Genomic DNA, 21488 nt, shown 5'->3' on the forward strand with positions numbered 1-21488 from the left:
TAAAAAACAAATACGTCTAGATATGAAACATTTAATAAAGTATAGCGGCATCATAATATTGTTTCTTTATGCCTGCAGCGGAAAAGATAAGAAACCAATTCAGGCTGTAAACAATATGCCAGAGGTAACAAACAATGGAAAAAATATTGTGTTTCCTAGTGATAGCAGTGCTGTTTTCTTTGAAACAGAATCTATAGGAAATTCAGTTCTTGATAATCAAATTATGGCTCCTGCAAAAGTCTCTGCAACGGTAATGAAATCGCAGGAAGGAGCATCACAAAATATTATTTTATTTGAAAATCCTGATTTGGCAGCCAGTTATACCCAGCTTATTCAGCATTTAGCTAATGTTAATCAAATTCAGAATAAAAACATAAAGCAAAAACAAATAGAAGTTGACCGTGCTAAGGATCTACAGGCTCATGGTGCTGCAACGGGAAAAGATTTGCTGGAAGCGCAGACAGCACTATCTGTTGAGCAGACCAATTTGGCTAACGAGAAAGCAGCTTTGATTGAATACGAAACGGATTTGAAAGCCGGCGGATTTGAACCAGAAATACTCAAAAGAGCAAAGGCGGGAACATCATTTATTATTTGTGATATTCCAGAAAATCAGATTGGCAGAATAAAAAGCGGAGATAATTGTACGGTTCAGTTTACTGCCTTTCCGAATGAAAAATTCTCTGGAAAAATTGATGCTATTGCTGATATGATTGATCAGTCTACCCGAATGGTTAAACTTCGAATAAGTTTAAACAATGCAAGCGGTAAATTTAAGGCAGGTATGTTTGCAACAGTTTCTTTTGGCATAAGCGAAGGAGACAATATCAGTATTGATAAAAATTCATTGGTTACAGTTCAGGCAAAAAATTATGTTTTTGTAAAAAAAAGCAATAAAGAATTTGAGCGTACAGAAGTTACGATAGGAAATCAAATTGGAGATAGAATCATTGTTTATAATGGTCTAACAAGCGGTGATGCTATAGCTGTTAAGGGTGTAATGCAATTAAAGGGGCTCAGTTTTGGGTATTGAAAATAAAGATTATGTCTACAAAAACAAGTGAAAATAGTATTGGCTAACTCTTTAAAGAAAAAACAATGACACAAGCACAAGTTTACATAGATAAAGACGAATTAAAAGGAACACAGCCTTTGTATGAGTACATTTTAAGGTTTTTGATCGAACACAAAATTGAGGGCGCAACTGTATTTCATGGCAAATTAGGATATGGCGCAAGTCGATATCTTAACAGGCCACATGATTTGTTCAGTTTTGATAAAATACCCTTATTGATCAATTTTATAGATGAAGATGAAAAGGTAAAATCTGTTTTGACGGCTTTGAGAAAAGTATACAAAGGAGGTTTTATAGTTACGAATCAAGTAGAAAAATGGTAAACAGATGATTAAAAATTTACTCATATTCAGTCTTCGTAACCGCTGGGTTATAATTGCAATTAGTGCTGTTTTAATGGCAATAGGTTTTTGGTGTTTTACCAAATTAAAAATAGAAGCATATCCGGATATTGCAGATACCAATGTAATCATAGTAGCGCAATATGACGGAAGAGCAGCTGAGGAAGTAGAACAGCAGGTTACCATTCCTATTGAAAGAGCTTTGCAAAATACACCAAATGTTTTAGACCGAAGAAGCAGAACTATTTTTGGTTTATCTGTAGTGCAACTTACTTTTAAAGACGGTACGGATGATTATTTTGCACGTCAGCAAGTTACAGAACGGCTCACAGAAGCCGAATTGCCAGATGGGGTTACGCCTTCATTAGCGCCGCTTTCTACTGCCGTTGGTGAGATTTTTCGATATGTTGTCGAAGCGCCATCAAATTATAGTCAGGCTGAGTTGAGAGATCTTCAGGATTGGGTTATTAAACCTGCTTTGCTACAAGTTCCTGGAATTGCTGATGTAACCACTTTTGGCGGACCATTAAAGCAATTTCATATTATTACTTCGCCAGAAAAACTAAGAAAATACAATCTGACGCTTAAAAACGTAATGGATGCGGTAGATGCAAATAATCTAAACACAGGCGGAAATATAATTGAAAGAGGGGGACAAGGTTTTGCAGTGCGTGGTTTGGGAGCCATTAAAACGGAAAGAGATATCCAGAACATTGTTCTTAAATCTGAAAATGGAGTGCCTGTTTTTGTTCGTGATGTAGCAACTGTCGAGATCACCCCGCCACCGCCAAGTGGTGTAATGGGATATACGGTTACCCAAGATAAAAAAGATGTTAGCAGTGGCGTTGAAGGGATTATTCTTTTAAGACGATATGAAAATCCAAGTGAGGTTTTAAAATTGTTAAAAGATAGAATGGCTGATTTACAGGAAAATGATTTGCCTCAAGGCGTAAAATTGCGTCCTATGTATGACAGAACATTTCTTATTGATCATTCGCTTGAAACTGTTGCGCATACCTTATTTGAAGGAATTTCTATTGTAGTCATTCTGTTGATTCTGTTTCTTGGAAGTGTTCGAAGTGCCTTGGTAGTAGCTTTGACGATTCCGTTTGCATTATTGTTTGCATTTATTTTAATGAGACTTACTGGTATTCCAGCCAATCTGCTTTCGCTTGGAGCAATAGATTTCGGAATTATTGTAGACGGAGCCTGTTTAATGGCAGAACATTTAATAAGGAAATATAGAACAGCAACACCAGAAGAAAAACAGCAAGGAATTGTACAAATTACTTTGCAGGCAGCCCAAGAAGTAGGTAGAGAAATTTTCTTTTCTGTAACGATTATCATATTAGCATATATGCCTATCCTTTTAATGACTAGAGTAGAAGGTAAGCTATTTTCTCCAATGGCTTTGACTTTGGCTTTTGCCGTAATCGGTTCAATGTTGGGAGCGCTTACATTTATTCCTGTTCTAATTTCGTTTGTTTATAGAAAGGCAATGCTTGATGTTGATAAGCCTATAAAAGAACACAAAAATGTAGCACTAGATTATTTGACTCGATCATACGAAAAAACATTATCTGGATTTTTAAATAATTATAAAAAAACTACGGTAATTGGTTTCTCTATCGTAGCAGTATTTATTCTGTGCGGTTTAAAATTAGGAACTGAGTTTTTGCCAACATTAGATGAAGGATCAATCTTTTTAAGAGGAAATTTTCCTGCTGGAATTTCGATTCAGGAAAATACAAAGTATGCTCCTAAAATTAGAAAGATAATTGCTAAATATCCTCAAATCTCTTACGTAATAACGCAAACGGGACGTAATGATGATGGTACCGACCCGTTTCCAGCAAATAGAAATGAAATTTTGGTGGGATTAAAAGATTACAAACTTTGGAGCGATACGATTGCTAAAAAAGATTTGGTCGAAATCATTAAGAAAGACCTACAGCAGCAAATTCCATCTGTACAATTTTCGTCAGGACAACCTATTATTGATCAGGTTATGGAAATTGTAAATGGTAGTGCGGCAGATCTTGCAGTTTCTGTTGTGGGGGATGATTTGGAAATGATGAGAAAAAAGGCAGAAACAATTGCACAAATTGCTAAAAACACTCAAGGCGCAGATAATGTTAATATTGAACAAGAAGGGGAGCAAGAGCAATTGGCAATTGATATTAATAGAGAACAAGCAGCGAGATTTGGAATCAATGTGGCTGACATTCAAAACATGATTGAAGTAGCAATTGGAGGAAAAACAATTTCAACTTTATACGACGGAGCAAAGCGTTATGATATTGTAGTTCGTTTTTTACCGCAGTATAGAAATTCTATTGATGCGATAAAAGATATTTTAGTGCCATCTTCAAATGGCGCATTAATACCAATGAACCAATTGGCAAACATACATTTTGTTGAAGGACAAACTAATATTTATCGTTATGGCAGTAAACGTATGATTACCGTTAGAACTAATATCAGGGGACGAGATCAGGGAAGTTTTGTGAAAGAATTACAAGAAAAAGTAGGTAAAAATGTAACAGTGCCAAAGGGATATAGTATTATTTATGGAGGACAATATGAAAATCTGGAACGAGCAGGAAAACAATTGGCATTTACCATTCCGCTAACAATTCTTATGGTTTTCTTATTTCTGTTTATGTTGTACAAAAACTTTCAGCATACCATGATTACCATGAGTTGTATTTTGTTTGCTCTAGGAGGCGGAATTATTGCTTTACTTCTTAGAGGTTATTATTTTAATGTTTCTGCAGGTGTTGGTTTTGTCAGCATTTTTGGAATTTCAGTAATGTCAGGCGTACTTCTTGTATCAGCTTTAAACAGAAAAACATTATTTAAGAATGATAATCTGGAGGAAAACGTATTGACAGCTTCAAAAGAACAATTAAGAGCCTTATTGTCGATTCTGGTTGTTGCTATAGTTGGTCTTATTCCCGCCGCTACATCATCAGGAATTGGTTCAGATGTACAACGACCACTTGCAACAGTAATTATTGGCGGATTAACCAGTACATTATTTTTTGCTCCAATACTAATTCCGCCTTTATACCTTTGGATGAATAGCAGAAAAAAGTAATAAACCAATTTTTAGCGTCAGTCGAGTAATAATTAAGTATAATTTCCAAAACTCGTTAGAATTTTAAATTGTTGTTAAAATAAAGATTGAGATTTTCTTTAAGTACTATGTTTACAGTCTTTAAGCGGTTTAAATCCAGTAAGGACAACTCTACAGGACAACCAAACCATTTTTTTTTAGAGGTATTAACTGGTTAAATCGATATAAAAAGGTCAAAAAAAAATCCCATTTCGTTAGAAATGGGATTTTAAGTTTGTGACCTCGACTGGATTCAAACCAGTAACCTTCTGAGCCGTAATCAGATGCGCTATTCAGTTGCGCCACGAGGCCTTTTTTATTATCAATTAGCTATTTTTTTTGTAGCTTTGTTGATTGCTTATTGCGGGTGCAAAGATAGACATAAATGTGAGATAAACAAGGAAAAAATAACAGAAAATTAAAAAAAAATGATGATTAAAAATTATATACGTGATATTCAGGGGTTTCCAAAAGAAGGAATTTTGTTTAAAGATATAACTCCGTTGCTAATTAACCCTGAAGCACGAACAAATTGCCTTAGAATTTTGCTCGATTCATTAAATGGACAAAAAATAGACAAGGTCGTTGGGGCAGAAAGTCGTGGCTTTTTCTTCGGAATGTTGTTGGCTCAAGAATTAAATGCCGGATTTGTACCTGTTCGAAAACCAAAAAAGCTTCCGTTTGATACAATTTCTGCTTCTTATGAGTTAGAATATGGTTTTGATAGTTTAGAAATGCATACAGATGCCATCAAAAAAGGTGACCGTGTTTTAATTCATGACGATGTGCTGGCAACGGGCGGAACTGCAAAGGCTGTGTGTGAATTGGTAGAGAAACTTGGCGGTGAAATTGTGCAGTGTAATTTCTTAATGGAACTGACTTTTCTTAACGGAAGAGAAAAAATTGCGGCATATCCCATTTTTGCGGCATTAACTTATTAGTTTAAACAAAAACAATTTTATGCTTAATGGCATAAAGCACAAGTCCGATTCGGGTTTTTATTTCAAGTTTATCAAAAAGTGATTCTCTGTAGCCATCAATGGTCTTAGGACTTAAACACATCTCTGATGCAATTTCTTTATAAGTCATTTCGGTGCAGGCGTGTTTAATAAAAACAATTTCTTTTTCTTTTAAACAGATCTTTTTGTTATCGCTGTTGACTTTATTAATCAGCATTCCAGAAACAAGTTCGGTAAAATAAAAACCCTTTTCGACGACGCATTCAATCGCTTCTTTAAAAATCTCAGGAGAAGTGTCTTTTAGCAAATACCCTTTTGCGCCATTTGTAATCATTTTAATGATGATTTCTTCGTCATCGTTAACAGATAAAGCAATCACTTTAAGGTCGGGTCTATTGTCTTTTAGCCATTTCATAGAGCTTAATCCATCTAGGACAGGCATATTAACATCAAGCAAAATAAGATCGATTTCAGTGGCGTTATTTTCTTCGAGATAGTCTATAAATACTTTTCCGTTTTCAAAACGTTCTATAACTTCATAATCGCCAAAACTCTTGATTAGTAGTTCAAGAGACTGAGAAAAAAGCAAATGATCGTCTACAATTATTAGTTTTCTTTTTAGGTTAGTTTTCATGGTTTTGGGTTAAAGGATATTCGATAGTTACACTGGTTCCGGTGTTGTCTGAATGTAGAGTTAATTTGGCGCCGATAAGTTTGGCGCGCAATTTCATATTATTTAATCCGATTCCTGAATTTGACTTTTTTAAATCATAACCAATTCCGAAATCTTTTAATTCTAATGTAAAAAGAGAATCGGTAGTTTCGATATGAACATCAAACAAATCGCTTCTGGAGTGTTTTAAGCTATTGTGAAGTGCTTCTTGAAAAATTCTGTAGATAATAAGTTCGTGTTCTTCATTTATTATAGGCGCTGGGCCAATTTGCTTAAAATTGAATTTGATCTTTTTAAGCTTTTTAATTCTTTCTAAATCCTGCTGAATAGCTTCAAGAAAATTGTTTTGAAGCAAATTGTCTTTGTTTATAATTCGAGAAAGAATTCGTAGTTCGTCTAAAGATTTGGCTAAAACACCTTTTAAATCTTTAAGTTCTTCTATTTGAACATTTTTAGTGCTAATACAGATATTAAGCTGCATAATGGCAACTGAAATAATCTGACCTATATTATCGTGCAATTCTTTACTAATTTCAGATAAAGTCTGGTCTTTTATTTCGATTCTCGTTTTGACCAATTCAGATTGGAAATACAAATCGGCCTCCATTTTTTCTACTAAAAACTTATTTCTTTTCTTTAAAAAATAAAAGAAAATAATAAGTAGAATAACGATTAGGGTAAAGAAAACGATACCCAGGGAAATAACTAATAGTTGTATTTCTTTTCGCTCCATATAAATCCAATTATAAAACAGCTATGCGCCAGAAAATTCAAAATGAATACGACCAAACTAAAGATAGAATCGTCATGTTTGATTAAAAACCAATTGATAGCCAGCATAAAAGGTGTAAAAGGAACATGAAAAACAAGTATCCCGAGAATGTACCAGAAAAACACCGATTTTTTAAAATTAAGTATTTTTTCCGAATTGAAAATTTCAATGAGATACAAGCAGGATAATATTAGAATTAATAACACACCAATAGCAAAACTATATGTATACGAACGGTTTATGTCTTCTTTGAAATATAAAATATTTAAGAAAAAGGAAACGATAAACAAAATTAAAAAAAGGACAGCCGAAATTCTGTGATCTTTTTTGATTAGTAGGGCTCTTAGAAGTAAAATATAGGCAGAGAGGCTGGCAAACATGTAGAAATTGTAAACGTGAAAATTGAGTAAACCCGTCCATTGGGTAAAATAATAGCCTACAATTTCTATTGCAATAGAAAACCAAATCAAAATTACTAAAAATTTAGCTTTATTACCAGGAAGTTTTGGCAGTGCAAACAAACCAACCGTTCCTGATAATAAAGCCATATAAATGATATAAGATCTTAAAAATTCGAACATAATTTTTTTAGTATAATAAGCTTGGCGGTCTTCCGATGTTTCCGTAGTTCATTGGTTCTAAGCTTTGTATGTCTGCTGAAGAAGCTTCTTTTATTAAAGAAAAACTTTGAACTTGGTCATTCTTATTTACTGCTTTTTTACCTGTCGGAACTAGAAATAAGGTCGTTAATCCGGCTTTTTCTCCATGCGCTTCATCATCTGGATAAACTCCAAAATAAAAACGGATTCCGTCTACATTGTAGCCGTCTTTTGCGCCATTAGTTTTGATATAATGAATGTAGTTTTCTAATTCTTCTAGAGAATACCAAATAGCATTAGCGTCTTCTTTTTGCGCTTTTTTTGCGGTAAGCGAAGCTTTTTTATTGTTGTAATTCACATTTAATTGTCTAGCAAATTCTTTAGTGATTAACTGACTTGGTTTTGCGGGTGGATTTTTCATGATTTTTTATTATTAATTGGTTAAATGTTTAGTAAACAGCTTTTTGAGTTGTTGTACGAGACAAAATTATCTGAAACGAAAAATTCCGACAAGGGGAAATATACCCTTTTTTGGTTAGGTAAAATTATTTAAAAAAATGGGTTAAACGACTGTTACATAATAATTTGTAAAAATAGAATTTTACATCGTCAGTTTTAAGGTAAAACGGGCAATCAAAAATTAACCTATTAAGTAATTAACTAAATTTTTTAAATTATGTCACAACCAACACCTCTAGGCTATCCTCATGCGGGAGCCGGAACAGTAGAAATTCTTTTAGAAAAAGAAGACGGAGCAGATTTTGCAGTGCTTTTTTCACCAGATCCTAATAATATGTTATTAAGAGATGCCGGTCTGCCAATGCAGTTTTATTATTACCCAAAAGCGCCACGTCTAGCCAAACACCCAGATGGAAGATTTAAATTTGCGATGCAGGTTTTTAAATCAGAAGGAGATTCTTCAACCGTAATTGGTGCTGAAGGATTAGAAGAAGAAGCAGGAGCGTACACTACTTTGACTAGTACAATTGATCTGCCTGAAGCATTATTAAAGAAAGCGATCGACAAGCTAAAAACAAAATTACATACCAGTTATAATAACCAAAGACAATCAAAACTTTTTGGATTGTTTTCTTATCTAAAAGGTGTCGATCGAGATTTTAATGAAACAAATGTTAGACCTATTCAGTTAACGGAGAACACTATAACAATGCATGTGGTGGGCGAAAAATCACCAAATAATCCCTTTGGAGGAGCTAACCCTTGGACTTTTAACATTCAAGGAGAAGGCGCTGGAACTACATTTGGATTAGGAGATAATGCACTTTCTGTATTGATGGGCCGCAACAGTGCTTCATTGGTGAAAAATGCCTTAGAATCTGGGGCTAATAATTTGGTAGTTGAAAACAAAATTAAATACAAAGGCTATATGCCGACAACAACGATCAAAACTACCGTTGATGTGAAAAAAGTTCATACTTATTTTTCTGCAAAAGCCAATGTAAGCTGGTCATTTGTTGATGTAAACTGGGAAAGCGAATATGAAAAAATCTTGACTCAAGGTGGAATTGTTAGTGAAATTATTACAGACAATCAGTTTTCTAATGAAGAAAGAAAAAAAGTAGAGGAAGCACTTTTTACCAAACAAAGAGAATTTGCTTTTCAGATGGTTCAAAAACAAATTTTTGATGCTCCAGAAAAACAATTTACACCAGCATCTACGCCCGAAAAACCAGGAAGTTTCTTTAGAATTCTTTTTGGAGGTGGAAGTGTAGGAGTGAGTTTAAAACATGGAAGTCAAATTAGAGAAGTCAAATTTACAGACGAAATCAAATTCTCTGCAATCGAGGTTTTAGATTCAAAAATCAGTGGAAATCTTACGCCTTTGACTTTAAAATCTGGAGCTGATGCAAAAGCTGATTTGAAAAAATACATTACTGAAATTCAATTAGATGAAGATTTTTCTAAAGTACAGGTAATTGCTTCTTTAAACGGAGGTTTAATTAAATTGGACAAAGACAGTGATATTGTGAATGATAATCCGGTGAGCCAAGTTTCTATTGAAGTTGGATATCCAGACTCAAAAGGCAAAATGATCTGGAAAAGTTCGGGCAGAATGATCGCTCCAGAAGGAACTCCTTATGTGAAAAATACAAGTAAATCGGGTAAAGAAATCGATGCTATTTTTCCAGCAACTTGGAACGATAAATCGAAAGAAAAAAATGCTTTTGTATTTGATTTTGTAAAAAATAACGGTTCTTCTAAAATTAAAGTAAGACAAGAGGTAATGTACGAAAAAGATAAGAGAATCAAGTTGAAAGATACAACGAGAGAATATGAATTTGAAGGAACTAAAATATTCGTTCCGCTTCCAATTCAAAACATGATCAATTATACTTTATCGACAGAAGAACTTTATGATTGCGATACTCTTGAAGTGACTTTAAAAGCAGATAAAATGACTTCTAAAAAGTACAAGTTTACAGTTGATAATTTTGAAGATGCTGTTCCTTACAGAGCTTGGTACGAAGCAGATTATACTGTAAAACCAACAGAATACAAAGTAAAATATACTTGTAATGGCAAAATCGGTAAGAAATCTAAAAAAGTTTCTGTTTCTACAGATTACATCAAATTAGATTATCAGGAAGGCGATGTTTTATTTGAAATCCCAACAGGAACTGCAGCTCAAAATGCCGATATCGAGAAAATCAGAGCTCCATTTATGGAATAATTTTTTTGAGACATTTTGCAAAAGGGACGTAATGTCCCTTTTGTTTCTTAAATCATCACTCATTAAACCTAAAGACCATGCCAGATTTAAACACATTTAAGCTAGACGGAACCAAGTTGGTTCCTGTAAATCGATTCAATCTCGAGCCTGCGAAACCGAGTACCGTATTTATGGCTACAGCAGTTGTAAAAGAAACTGAATTTAAGGTAATACAACATCCGATTATTCATTCGATAGATATTAAACCCATTTTGATTTTACCGATTTTTGAGAATTATTTTCCTTTAATTGAGGGAGATAGCGCTATTACAGAGAATGATTCCTTTAAGGATTATTTTAAAAATGAAGTCACTTTATTTTTTCCTCAAGTAGAAGTAGAACCTAATAATGGAGCTTTATTTTATTATGAAGAAGTGCCAGGAAAATCTGCAAAAGACGGCGGACTTATGGGAAGGGTTACTTTAAAATATAGCATCAAAAACAAACCATTACAAGACAATCAAAAAAGTATCGTATTGAACTTAGGACAGGCGGTTTTAAACCTAAAAGTAAAAAATGATATCGTTAAGATAAACGGAATTATAAATGCTGTGACTCAAGAAATTCAGTTTGATTTAATTGATGAAGCTGTGAAAATTGCCTATTCCAATTTAGTTTCTAAAATAGGCGATTTGATGTGCAATATCGATTTGTTTTTTGATTTTAAAGGCTATTCTAAGGTAAAACGCAATTTTTTATTTGCACGAGATTTAGCCGTTTTAAGAAGTCAAATTATAACAAAAAAGGATGTTACAGCCAAAACCACATTACAGCCAAAAGCGACGCTTATAAATAGTCCGCTGATCGTGAAAACAAGAACGGCTGGAACTGTCGCGCCAAAAATGGTAATTTCAGAAATCAGAAAAGACAATAATATACAAGCCGAAGTTCAGGAAGAATACGTAAAAAGTACCTTTTTGCTTAAAATCAATAAAACGGTAAATTATCCGCGTTTGCCAAATGCTGATCCGAGATTATATCAGAACAGCGATGGTGCATTTGCCAATAATCCTTTCAATTTAAATGAAGATTTTTCGGAGTTCAAACAAATATTCGTTTCAGGATACAATTTTAGCAAGCTATCGATTTATAAATCAATGGTTCAGCCGAATACATTTTTATTGATTTCTAAAACGTACAGTCTTTCAAAAGACTTAAATAGTATGAAGCCTTGCGTCACAACCATTTTTCATGCTTACGAAGAAGGAGCAGGAACGTCTGAAGAAATTTCACAAATCACTTTTGAGTTTGCCATTGGTCCCAATCTTTCTAGTTTTGATTTGGCTAAATTGAAAATTGCCTTATTGCAAAACAATTTTATAGACGGAGATTCAGCTGATTATTTTGATAAAGTACAATTTCTGTTTCCAAATGATTTGGGAGCTGAATATGACGTAAACGGAAATTATTTTCTTCAGAAAGCGCAAATTACCTCTGACGGAAAACATTTTATATTTAAAATCTCAACCGAAAATCTTTCTGAAGCCAGTATTTTGATTAATGCTTTAAACAATACGATTACGCAGTACGCAAACATCAATTTTAAGTATAAAGAAATAAAAGATACCAGTGTTATAGAACTTAATTTGGAGCAAACCATCGGAGAGATTTTGGATGCTATGATCGACAATCCGACCAAAAAGATTCAGATTAATAACCAGTCCATTTCAAATTGCAAACTCAATTCAATTTTATTGGTTTACAATCAGAACGCGACGTATTTGAATAGTGTTTTCTTTAAAAATTATCCGCAATTAATTAGTAACGATGTGAAATTTTTAGATTTTACAGCCATAAATCCGACGGCTTTAGGTGAAATTAAAAATGTGTTTTTTGATTTTGAAAATATAGAAAACATTAGTTCTGAGTTTAATCAAGTGGTTTCGCAATCAACAGCTTACAATAGATACATTCAAGTTCAGATTAAAAGCCAGGCCGCGGCAACGAGCAGAATTACAATTGAATTAACCGTTCAGGAAACGGGAAGCAAATTTGCTATAGAACGTTTGAAATCTGAATTCTCGACACCTATATTGTTCAATTTTATTGTAAAAAATACAGCGAACAATAATACTTTGATTTCGTATCAAGTCAATTATTTTGACAAGAATGATAATCTAACAGGTTCTAAAAATGATGTTTTCGATTTTTCTAAAGCATCGATTATCACCATAAATAAAAAGTGATGACAACTATAAAATCCGGTACAAGATCTCCTGAAGTTTATTATTTAAACGAGCTTTTGTCCAAATTGAATTACAGCGTACTTGTTACCGATTATTTCGGGACAGAGACAGATAAAGCGATCAAAGATTTTCAGTTAAATAACAATCTTGTGGTTGATGGAGTAGTGGGACTTAAAACATGGTCGGCACTTTTAGAAAAAGGTAAAAATGGTTTTTCGGTAAATAATAAACTATTATCAGAAAAGGATTTGATCGATTTTTCGAATCAATTTAATTTAGAATTGGCAGTTGTAAAAGCGGTAAACGAAGTAGAAAGTAACGGAAAAGGCTTTTTGATTGATGGCCGTCCGAAGATTTTGTTTGAAGGCCATATTTTTTGGAATCAATTGGAGAAAAGAAATATCAATCCGAGACTATATGTAAATGCAAATACGCAGGATATTTTGTTTGAAAATTATACTAAAAAGTATTATGTCGGCGGAACGGCTGAATATACGCGCTTAGAAAAAGCAATAAATTTAAGCCAGGATAAAAAAATAGCCGATGCGGCAAATTGTGCCGCTTCTTGGGGACTTTTTCAAATTATGGGCTTTAATGCAGTATCTATTGGCTATAATAGTATAGACGAGTATGTGGAAAAAATGAATGAGAACGAAGGCGAACATCTCAAAGCTTTCGGATTGTTTCTCGAAAAGAATAATTTGATAGGACTTCTTCGAAACAAAAATTGGGCTTCATTTGCTTTAAAATACAACGGACCAGCGTACAAAACCAATAAATATGATGAAAAACTAGCTAGAGCTTACGCCAAATATGCTTGATGTTTTTTGTGTTTTAAGTTTCAAGTTTCATGTTGTTTAATCGCAAAGTTGTATGTTTTTTCAAAGCGGGGGTAGAAATAAACGCTCTTTGCGGTTAATCTGAAACTTTAAATCTGAAACAAAAAGAAAACCCGACGAGATTATCGTCGGGTTTTGTATTTTAAACTAAGAAAGAAATTATCTTAAGGTTGCTCCAAGTTCAGTTTCGAAAGTCTGCTGTAATTTAGACATGATTTTATCGATCTGAGCATCGGTTAATGTTTTAGTATTATCTTGAATAGTAAAACTCAAAGCGTATGATTTTTTTCCTTCTGGCAATTTATTTCCTTGATAAACATCAAACAAATTGATGTCTTTTAAAAGTGCTTTCTCTGTCTGTTTCGCCAGATTGAAAATACTTTCGTAAGTCGTTTTTTCATCAATTAATAAAGCTAAATCACGACGAACTTCAGGATATTTAGGAATTTCTGTATACTTAATTTTTCCTGTAATGATTTTTAAAACCAAATCCCAGTTAAAATCAGCGTAATAAACATCTTGTTTAATACCGAAATGTTTTAAAATAGGCTTTTTAATAACACCCATTTCAACTAAAATATCGTTGTTGTACGTAATTGCAGTTCCTTCAGAATAAACATCAGATTGAACTGGCGCATTACCAATTTTTTCAATTCCTAAACGAGATAAAATCGCTTTTACATATCCTTTCAACAAGAAAAAATCTGTTGTTTTTTGCGGATTTGTCCAGCTTTCTTTGTTTCTGTTTCCAGAAATCAATAAAGAAAGGTGTTTGTGCTCTTCGTATCCGTTTAAATACTTGTGATATGTTTTTCCAAATTCAAATAATTTTAAATCTGAATTTTTTCTATTAATGTTGTAAGAAACAGCTTCTAGTCCAGAAAACAATAAAGACTGGCGAAGTGTTGCTAAATCGCTACTCAACGGATTCAGCATAGAAACATTATGTTCTTCTTTTAATGAAGTTGATAATTTCGCGTAAGCTGCAGTTGTCAATGAATTGGCCATCATTTCGTGGAATCCTTGAGAATTCAACTGAGAAGCAATTACATTTTGTACTTTATAATCTTCTGTTCTTGGTGAATTTGAAACGGTAGCATTAAATTTCTTAGAGAAGTTAATGTTGTTGTAACCATAAACTCTTAAAATTTCTTCGATTACGTCAATTTCACGCTGAACGTCAACACGATATGCAGGAATAGTTAAACCTAAACCAGTATCAGAAACGCTGTTTACTTTAATATCTAAAGAAACCAAGATCTTTTTGATCGTATCTTTTGGAATTTCTTGTCCAATAATTTTAGATACATGACTGAAATTCAATAAAACAGAAAAATCTTCTACTTTTTTAGGATAAACTTCTACAACATCAGAAGTGATTTTTCCACCAGCAACTTCTTGAATTAAAAGCGCTGCACGTTTTAAAGCATATTCTGTAATTGTTGGATCAATTCCTCTTTCAAATCTAAAAGAAGCATCTGTGCTTAATTGGTGTCTTTTTGCTGTTTTACGAATGCTAACTGGATCGAAATAAGCACTTTCTAAGAAAATAGAAGTAGTTCCTTCAGAAACTCCAGATTTTTTTCCTCCGAAAACTCCTGCAATACAAAGCGGACCTTTTTCGTCACAAATCATTAAATCTTCTTTATGAAGTGTTCTTTCAACGTCGTCAAGAGTAACAAATTTAGTTCCTTCTTCAACAGTTTTCACAATCACTTTTCCGTTGATTTTCGCAGCATCAAAAGCGTGTAAAGGTTGTCCTAATTCGTGTAAAACATAATTAGTAACGTCAACAATATTATTTTTTGGAGTTAATCCAATAGCTTTTAAACGATCTTGTAACCAGCTTGGAGATTCTTGAACAGAAATTCCAGAAATAGTTACACCACAATATCTTGGCGCTAAATGAGAATCTTCAACATTTACGTCAATTTTAAGCGTACGCATGTCTACTCTAAAATTGCTTACAGAAGGTGTAATCAATTCTACGTTTACACCGCGTTGTAACATTCCCGCTCTTAAATCACGAGCAGTTCCAAAATGGCTCATTGCATCGGCACGGTTTGGCGTTAATCCGATTTCGAAAACTTCATCATTTGCAATTTGGAAAACTTCAGAAGCAGGAGTTCCAGGAACTAAATCTTCAGCCAAAACCATAATTCCGTCATGGCTAGTTCCTAAACCTAATTCATCTTCAGCACAGATCATTCCGTGACTTTCTTGCCCACGAATTTTTCCTTTTTTAATGGTAAATTCTGCACCTTCTTTATCGTACAAAATGGTTCCTATTGTCGCAACAGGCACTTTTTGTCCAGCCGCAACGTTTGCTGCACCGCAAACAATTTGAATAGGAGCTTCTAAACCAACATCAACTGTAGTAACTCTCAATCTATCAGCATCAGGATGTTTTTCGCAAGTTAGAACATGTCCAACAACAACACCTGCTAAACCACCTTTAATTGATTCGTATTTTTCGACAACTTCTACTTCTAAACCTAAATCTGTCAGCAATTCAGAAGTCTGCTCAGATGTCCAATCTGTTTTAATAAATTGTTTTAACCAGTTGTAAGATATTTTCATTGTAGTTATTTAATTCTTGAATAAGGTTACAAATATAAGGATTGCGCTTTGGAGTAGGAAAAAATTAGGTGGTTTTTTCAAGTTGTTTTGTTGTCGAAGGGAAAATGCTCTGTTTTAAGTTTTTAATAATTTATATGCCAGTATTTTAACAAATACATATTGTAAAAGGTTAAAAAAATAGAATGTGTAATTTTTGTGCTACAAGATGAATGAAAAATGCTATTCTGTTTCTTTTTATGAAACTAAATTTGGAGTAAATCAAAAAAAGAATATTATGAGCACCTCAGTAAAAAGACCTGAATTTAAGGCAAAATACGATAACTATATTGGCGGAAAATTTGTTGCGCCAATTGCAGGAGAATATTTTGATGTTGTTTCTCCAATTGATGGAAAAGTATTTACAAAAGCAGCGCATTCTGGAAAGGCAGATTTAGAATTGGCTGTAGATACGGCTTATGAAGCTTTTAAAACCTGGGGAAAAACTTCGGTAACCGAAAGAAGCATTTTACTAAATAAAATTGCTCAAAGAATTGAAGACAATCTAGAATACATCGCGGCGGTTGAAACGGTAGATAACGGAAAACCAATTCGTGAAACGCTTGCCGCTGATATTCCGTTGGCAATTGATCATTTTAGATATTTTGCAGGCGTGATTCGTGCCGAAGAAAGTTCTATTGCTGAACTAGATTCTCAGACAGTTTCTATCGCTTTAAGCGAACCTCTTGGTGTTGTGGCACAGATTATTCCGTGGAATTTCCCGATTTTAATGGCAGTTTGGAAAATCGCTCCAGCACTTGCAGCAGGAAACACAATTGTTTTGAAACCAGCAGAAAGCACACCAATTTCGATTATGGTTTTAATGGAATTAATTGGAGATATCCTTCCTCCAGGAGTTTTAAATATCGTAAACGGTTTTGGTGCTGAATTAGGTCGTCCGTTAGTAACCAATAAAAAAGTATCGAAAGCTGCGTTTACAGGTTCTACAACGACAGGACGTTTGGTAATGCAATACGCAACAGAAAATATTATTCCGGTAACATTAGAATTAGGTGGTAAATCGCCAAATATTTTCTTCCCATCTGTTGCAGATCACGATGATGATTTCTTTGATAAAGCAGTTGAAGGCGCAGTATTATTCGCTTTAAATCAAGGTGAAATCTGTACTTGTCCTTCCAGATTATTAATTCACGAAGATATTTACGACAAGTTTATCAAAAAAGTAATTGAAAGAACTGAAGCCATTATTGCTGGAAATCCGTTGGATAAATCGACTATGATTGGTGCTCAGACTTCGATTGTTCAGAAAGAAAAAATCATGTCTTACATCAATTTAGGAAAAGAAGAAGGTGCAGAATTATTGACAGGAGGTGATGAAAATAATTTGGGTGGCGAATTAGAAGGCGGTTATTACATTAAGCCAACTTTATTTAAAGGTCATAACAAAATGAGAATTTTTCAAGAAGAGATTTTTGGACCAGTTCTAGCGGTTACGACTTTTAAAACTACAGAAGAAGCAATTGAAATTGCAAATGATACGATGTACGGTTTAGGAGCAGGAGTTTGGACAAGAGATGCACACGAAATTTATCAGGTTCCAAGAGCGATTCAATCGGGTCGTGTTTGGATTAATCAATATCATTCTTATCCTGCTGGTGCTCCGTTTGGAGGTTACAAACAGTCTGGAATTGGTCGCGAAAACCACAAAATGATGTTGAGCCAATACCGCCAAACTAAAAATATGCTGATTTCTTATGACAAAAAGAAATTAGGATTCTTTTAAATATGAATTTTCAAATCCTGGAAAATTTACAAATCGGAAGTTTGTGACATGCATGGGGCATTAGACAAAATCTAATGGCGTTGAACAAACTTCTTCCAGGCTATTTGATTTAATTGGTTAGTTATATAAAGCAGTAGATTTCTTAATTGAGTTTGCTGCTTTTTGAATTTTAAAGACAAAAATGATGATTAAACGAATTGATGCCACAGAAAAAGCAATAGAATTAATTAATATTCTAAAAGAAAAACATGGTGATTTGATGTTTTATCAAGCGGGCGGATGCTGCGAAGGTACACAGCCACAATGTTTTGAAAAAGGAGGTTATTATCAGCGTACGGGCGATGTTTGCATTGGAGTCGTTGAAGACACCGAGTTTTGGGTAGACAAAGATTTATTTGAATATTGGAAACATGCTCATTTTACTTTAACTGTAATTGATGCCTTTGGAGTTGGAGGTTTTTCTTTGGAAACTCCTTTAAAGAAAACTTTCCAAATAGAATACCGCGTTTTTACTCCCGAAGAAGAAAAGGATTTGGAACCAGTTACAAGGATTGAGTAGTTTTTTTAGTCTCAGTCCCAGTCTCAGTTTTCAGTTTAGAAAAAAACTTAGAAACTCAGTATCTTAGCATCTTAGAACCTTTAATTAATATAAAGCAATTGATATTGTTTCGGAGTAATGCCTTCGTATTTTTTAAATAATCGAATGAAGTAATTTGCATCTTCAAAACCTGCCAAATAGCAAACTTCGTTGATTTGAAGCGTTGGATTTCTCAATAGATTTTTAGCGCATTTTATTTTTTCATTCAAAATATATTCAATCGGACTCATTCCGAGTTCGCGTTTAAAGAAACGATAAAAAGAAGTTGTACTCATGCATGCTTTTTCGCTCAACGTTTTTAAGCTCATATTTTCTTTCAAATTCTGTTTGATGTATTCTGTAACTTCTTTAATTGGATTGTTATTTTCAAAAGCTTTTCCTTCATCCAAAGATTTTACTGTTTGAGTTTGGATAATTCTAATCAATAACTCTTTTAAAGTTAAATCCGCAAAAATGTCTTTGGTAATCGAAGTGCTCATACATTCTTTGATGAGTTTATTGATTGTAGCCGCCATTTCGACATTGTTATAAAAGAAATAATTCTGGTAGTTTAACTGCCAATACATGTTATTTCCGTCTTTTGGATATTGCTCGTTTAAGAAATTTAAAATTTCAGCAATTTTATCTTGATCAATAGCTAGAGCCAAACATTGCGTCGGATTGTTTTTTGAAGCTTCAGGAAAATCAATTTTCATTTCCACATTAGAAGGCACAATCACAGTTTCGCCCGGAAGATATACAAATTCAGGATCATCAAAAAGATGCATGATTTTTTTGCCGCGAAGCATGCTGGTGACAACCAAATCATTAAATTTTAAAGGAACTTTTTGGGTCGATTCGTAGGTTTCAAATAGATTTAATTCACAATGATTCAAATTGTAAATAGTTCTGTTTTCTACAAGAGTTTTTAATGATTTCTCTTGCGATAATTGAAGCGGATTGACTAAAAATCGTTGATTGTTCATTAAATTTAATTTTTGGTGAAGACTTTAAATTTAATGAAAATAAGAATATAAACTGCAGATTTAACGTTTAATTAAATCAGTTCTTCAATGTGTTTTTTAATGTTTTCCGAAATTTTCTTTGTTGGAAGATCATTTTCATCATTCCCGAACGGATCTTCAATTTCTTCGGCAATAAGCTCTAAACTTGCCAAAACATAAAATATAAAAACCACAACAGGTGCAACTAGATACCCTAAACTAATAGAATATCCAAACGGAAGCGTCATCGTGTAAAAGAAGATGAATTTCTTTATGAAAGCGCTGTAAGAGTAGGGAATAGGAGTGTTTTTAATGCGTTCGCACGCTCCGCAAATGTCTGTAAAAGCAACTAATTCGTCATTTAACGTAATTAGCTGCTCTCCAGATATTTTTTTATCATCATACAAATCATTGATTTTATGATACATAATTCTTTTTAATTGATTTGGCTTGTGTTTGTGTTGATCAATTTCAACATCTTCAAACAGCATTTTGCCCGTATCTTCATCTTTCAAGTGTTGGTGAAGAATATCTGCATACATGGGAATGTATTTTCTAAAAAACTTTCTGTCATTTTCGTCTTTTAAAATTGCAGAAAGCTTGATAGCCAAATTACGGCTGTTGTTTACAAGTCCGCCCCAAAGTTTACGGCCTTCCCACCATCTATCATAAGCTGTATTGGTTCTAAAAACAAGCAAAAGAGAGATTACAAAACCAAGCATTCCGTGCATCATCGGAATGTTGTGAATGTAATCGTTTTTGGTTACTTTAAAATAATGAAGTTCAACATAACAGACGGCTGTAGCATAAATTCCAATTGCAATCATAATCGTAAACAGTTTTCGTACTGTATCTGACTTATGAAAATGAAAAATAAAAGTAAACCAATCTTTGGTGTTGTACGAAATCATTTAAGTATGTTTTGAAACAAATTTACTTAAAAATTGATATTCCCAGCTAATTCTTTTAAGACAATTTCAGATAATTTTGCCTCGTATTGTGCATTGCTGTAACGTACTTTTGCGTTGACATAATTCAGCTGAGCTGTTCTAAAATCAAGTGTTGTAATGGTTCCGATTTTAAATTTGTCAAGCGTGATTTCTAAATTTTGTCTCGCAATAGCTTCGTTGTCTTCTTCCAGATCAATTAATTCTAAATTAGTTAAATACGTTTGAAAAGCAGTGCTCAACTGTGTGTTTAAAGTTGTGTTTTGCTGTTCTATTGCAAGTTGTGAATTTTCAATCTGTAATTTCGCAACCTTCTCATTACGATGCTGATTGAAACCGTCAAAAATATTCATTGAAGCATTAAATCCGTAGTTCAAACCTCTATTTGAAGTCTCACTCGTAAATCCTAAACTAGACTGACTTTCAGAAAAGTTATATCCTGTCGTTAATCGTAAAGTAGGATAACGGTCTCCTTTTACTTGTTTTAGCTGTAATTCGGCAATACGTTTGTTGATGATTTGAGTTTCTAATCCAGGGTTTTGTTTTTGAGCCAATTCCATTAAATCAGCCAAAATCAATTTATTGTCTACCGTAACTTTGTCAGTAACTTTAAAATCAATTTTTGGATCACGCGCTAGATGCTGATTCAATAAAATTTTACCATTTGCATATGCTTCCTTTTGTCTCAACATAGCCACTTGATCTGAGTTTAAATCAACTTGAGCGTTTAAAACTTCTAATTTTGAAGCTTTACCAATGCTGAAACGATTTTTAGCTAAAGTTAATCTTTGATTCGAAATTACGATCGTAGTATCCAATGCAGATAATTGCTGCTGCATTTGCACTAAATCATAATAAGCTGAATTTACTTGAGCAATTTTAACTAAAATAGTTCTTTTAAGTTCTGAATCACCCAATTTTTGAAGCTCTTTCAACTGATCAAGTTTAGCAAACATTTTCATTCCGTCAAAAACAGTCCATCCAATGCTCACTCCATAAGTCAAGCTGTTGTTTTTAGCATTGTCTAATGATGTTGAAGTGCCATCTTGTCGAACTTGAGTAGAGTTTGTAATATTATTGTTGTCTGTAATATTTGCGGTTGCTGTTGGCAGCATTCCTGCGTTTCCAATCGTAACGTTTGTTTCGGTTATTTTGGAATTATTTTTAGCAATTTTAATTTCAAAATTATTCTCCAAAGCTATAGTCATAGCCTGTTCAATAGTAAGAACTTCCTGCGCCTTTGATTGAAAAATGCAAAGGAACAGGATAATTGCTGTGCAGTATATTTTTTTGATATTCATATTCGT

Annotated in this window: 17 protein-coding genes and 1 tRNA gene; 9 read left to right on the forward strand and 9 right to left on the reverse strand. The window is 33.6% G+C overall.

What is annotated here, in order from left to right:
- Positions 1–22: 22 nt before the first annotated feature.
- The 3 genes from ACE01P_RS03650 to ACE01P_RS03660 all read left to right on the forward strand — a co-directional run bounded on the left by ACE01P_RS03650 (position 23) and on the right by ACE01P_RS03660 (position 4516).
- Positions 23–1033, forward strand: coding sequence for an efflux RND transporter periplasmic adaptor subunit (locus tag ACE01P_RS03650; protein ID WP_379694296.1), 1011 nt, complete (start codon positions 23–25; stop codon positions 1031–1033).
- A 65-nt stretch (positions 1034–1098) separates the two neighbouring features.
- Positions 1099–1398 (forward strand): DUF190 domain-containing protein, encoded by a 300-nt coding sequence (locus tag ACE01P_RS03655; protein WP_379694298.1) that lies wholly within the window; start codon positions 1099–1101, stop codon positions 1396–1398.
- 4 nt (positions 1399–1402) lie between these two features.
- Entirely contained in the window at positions 1403–4516 is a 3114-nt protein-coding gene (locus ACE01P_RS03660; protein WP_379694301.1) for an efflux RND transporter permease subunit, read from the forward strand.
- A gap of 256 nt (positions 4517–4772) precedes the next feature.
- Here ACE01P_RS03660 and ACE01P_RS03665 read toward each other — a convergent pair.
- A tRNA-Arg gene (locus ACE01P_RS03665) sits at positions 4773–4846 on the reverse strand.
- A gap of 116 nt (positions 4847–4962) precedes the next feature.
- Between ACE01P_RS03665 and ACE01P_RS03670 the strand changes: the two genes are divergently transcribed.
- Entirely contained in the window at positions 4963–5475 is a 513-nt protein-coding gene (locus tag ACE01P_RS03670; RefSeq protein ID WP_379694304.1) for an adenine phosphoribosyltransferase, read from the forward strand.
- 1 nt (position 5476) lies between these two features.
- On the opposite strand, the gene ACE01P_RS03675 is transcribed toward ACE01P_RS03670, so the two are convergent.
- The 4 genes from ACE01P_RS03675 to ACE01P_RS03690 all read right to left on the reverse strand — a co-directional run bounded on the left by ACE01P_RS03675 (position 5477) and on the right by ACE01P_RS03690 (position 7958).
- Entirely contained in the window at positions 5477–6127 is a 651-nt protein-coding gene (locus tag ACE01P_RS03675) for a response regulator (RefSeq protein ID WP_379694307.1), read from the reverse strand.
- The gene (locus ACE01P_RS03680; protein ID WP_379694310.1) at positions 6117–6773 is read right to left on the reverse strand and encodes a sensor histidine kinase; all 657 of its coding nucleotides are present in this window, start codon (positions 6771–6773) and stop codon (positions 6117–6119) included. The genes ACE01P_RS03675 and ACE01P_RS03680 overlap by 11 nt, the downstream gene beginning before the upstream one ends.
- Positions 6774–6871: 98 nt before the next feature.
- Entirely contained in the window at positions 6872–7519 is a 648-nt protein-coding gene (locus ACE01P_RS03685; protein WP_379694313.1) for a hypothetical protein, read from the reverse strand.
- Positions 7520–7526: 7 nt separating this feature from the next.
- Positions 7527–7958, reverse strand: a complete 432-nt coding sequence (locus ACE01P_RS03690; RefSeq protein WP_379694316.1) for a hypothetical protein — start codon at positions 7956–7958, stop codon at positions 7527–7529.
- A 255-nt stretch (positions 7959–8213) separates the two neighbouring features.
- Between ACE01P_RS03690 and ACE01P_RS03695 the strand changes: the two genes are divergently transcribed.
- The 3 genes from ACE01P_RS03695 to ACE01P_RS03705 all read left to right on the forward strand — a co-directional run bounded on the left by ACE01P_RS03695 (position 8214) and on the right by ACE01P_RS03705 (position 13275).
- Positions 8214–10229 carry a hypothetical protein gene (locus tag ACE01P_RS03695; protein ID WP_379694319.1) on the forward strand — a complete coding sequence of 672 codons (2016 nt, stop codon included), beginning with the start codon at positions 8214–8216 and terminating at the stop codon, positions 10227–10229.
- 77 nt (positions 10230–10306) lie between these two features.
- Positions 10307–12454, forward strand: a complete 2148-nt coding sequence (locus ACE01P_RS03700; protein ID WP_379694322.1) for a hypothetical protein — start codon at positions 10307–10309, stop codon at positions 12452–12454.
- On the forward strand, positions 12454–13275 hold the full coding sequence (locus ACE01P_RS03705) for an N-acetylmuramidase domain-containing protein (RefSeq protein ID WP_379694325.1): 822 nt from the start codon (positions 12454–12456) through the stop codon (positions 13273–13275). The genes ACE01P_RS03700 and ACE01P_RS03705 overlap by 1 nt, the downstream gene beginning before the upstream one ends.
- Before the next feature lie 177 nt (positions 13276–13452).
- Here ACE01P_RS03705 and pheT read toward each other — a convergent pair whose 3' ends face one another.
- Positions 13453–15873, reverse strand: coding sequence for a phenylalanine--tRNA ligase subunit beta (pheT, locus tag ACE01P_RS03710; RefSeq protein WP_379694328.1), 2421 nt, complete (start codon positions 15871–15873; stop codon positions 13453–13455).
- Positions 15874–16147: 274 nt separating this feature from the next.
- On the opposite strand from pheT, the gene ACE01P_RS03715 reads away from it, so the two are divergent.
- Positions 16148–17653: an aldehyde dehydrogenase family protein gene (locus ACE01P_RS03715; RefSeq protein WP_379694330.1), complete on the forward strand. Its 1506-nt coding sequence runs from the start codon at positions 16148–16150 to the stop codon at positions 17651–17653.
- 184 nt (positions 17654–17837) lie between these two features.
- Positions 17838–18212 carry a DUF779 domain-containing protein gene (locus ACE01P_RS03720; protein ID WP_379694810.1) on the forward strand — a complete coding sequence of 125 codons (375 nt, stop codon included), beginning with the start codon at positions 17838–17840 and terminating at the stop codon, positions 18210–18212.
- Positions 18213–18292: 80 nt separating this feature from the next.
- On the opposite strand, the gene ACE01P_RS03725 is transcribed toward ACE01P_RS03720, so the two are convergent.
- From ACE01P_RS03725 to ACE01P_RS03735, 3 genes are all read right to left on the reverse strand, one after another.
- A complete protein-coding gene (locus ACE01P_RS03725; protein ID WP_379694333.1) occupies positions 18293–19216 on the reverse strand; it encodes an AraC family transcriptional regulator N-terminal domain-containing protein in 924 nt (307 codons plus the stop codon).
- Positions 19217–19287: 71 nt separating this feature from the next.
- Positions 19288–20145, reverse strand: a complete 858-nt coding sequence (locus ACE01P_RS03730) for a bestrophin family protein (RefSeq protein ID WP_379694336.1) — start codon at positions 20143–20145, stop codon at positions 19288–19290.
- A 26-nt stretch (positions 20146–20171) separates the two neighbouring features.
- Positions 20172–21482 carry a TolC family protein gene (locus tag ACE01P_RS03735; protein WP_379694339.1) on the reverse strand — a complete coding sequence of 437 codons (1311 nt, stop codon included), beginning with the start codon at positions 21480–21482 and terminating at the stop codon, positions 20172–20174.
- Between the last annotated feature and the right edge of the window lie 6 nt (positions 21483–21488).

This window comes from Flavobacterium sp. HJSW_4, assembly GCF_042436695.1.
In the GTDB taxonomy this organism is placed as follows: domain Bacteria; phylum Bacteroidota; class Bacteroidia; order Flavobacteriales; family Flavobacteriaceae; genus Flavobacterium.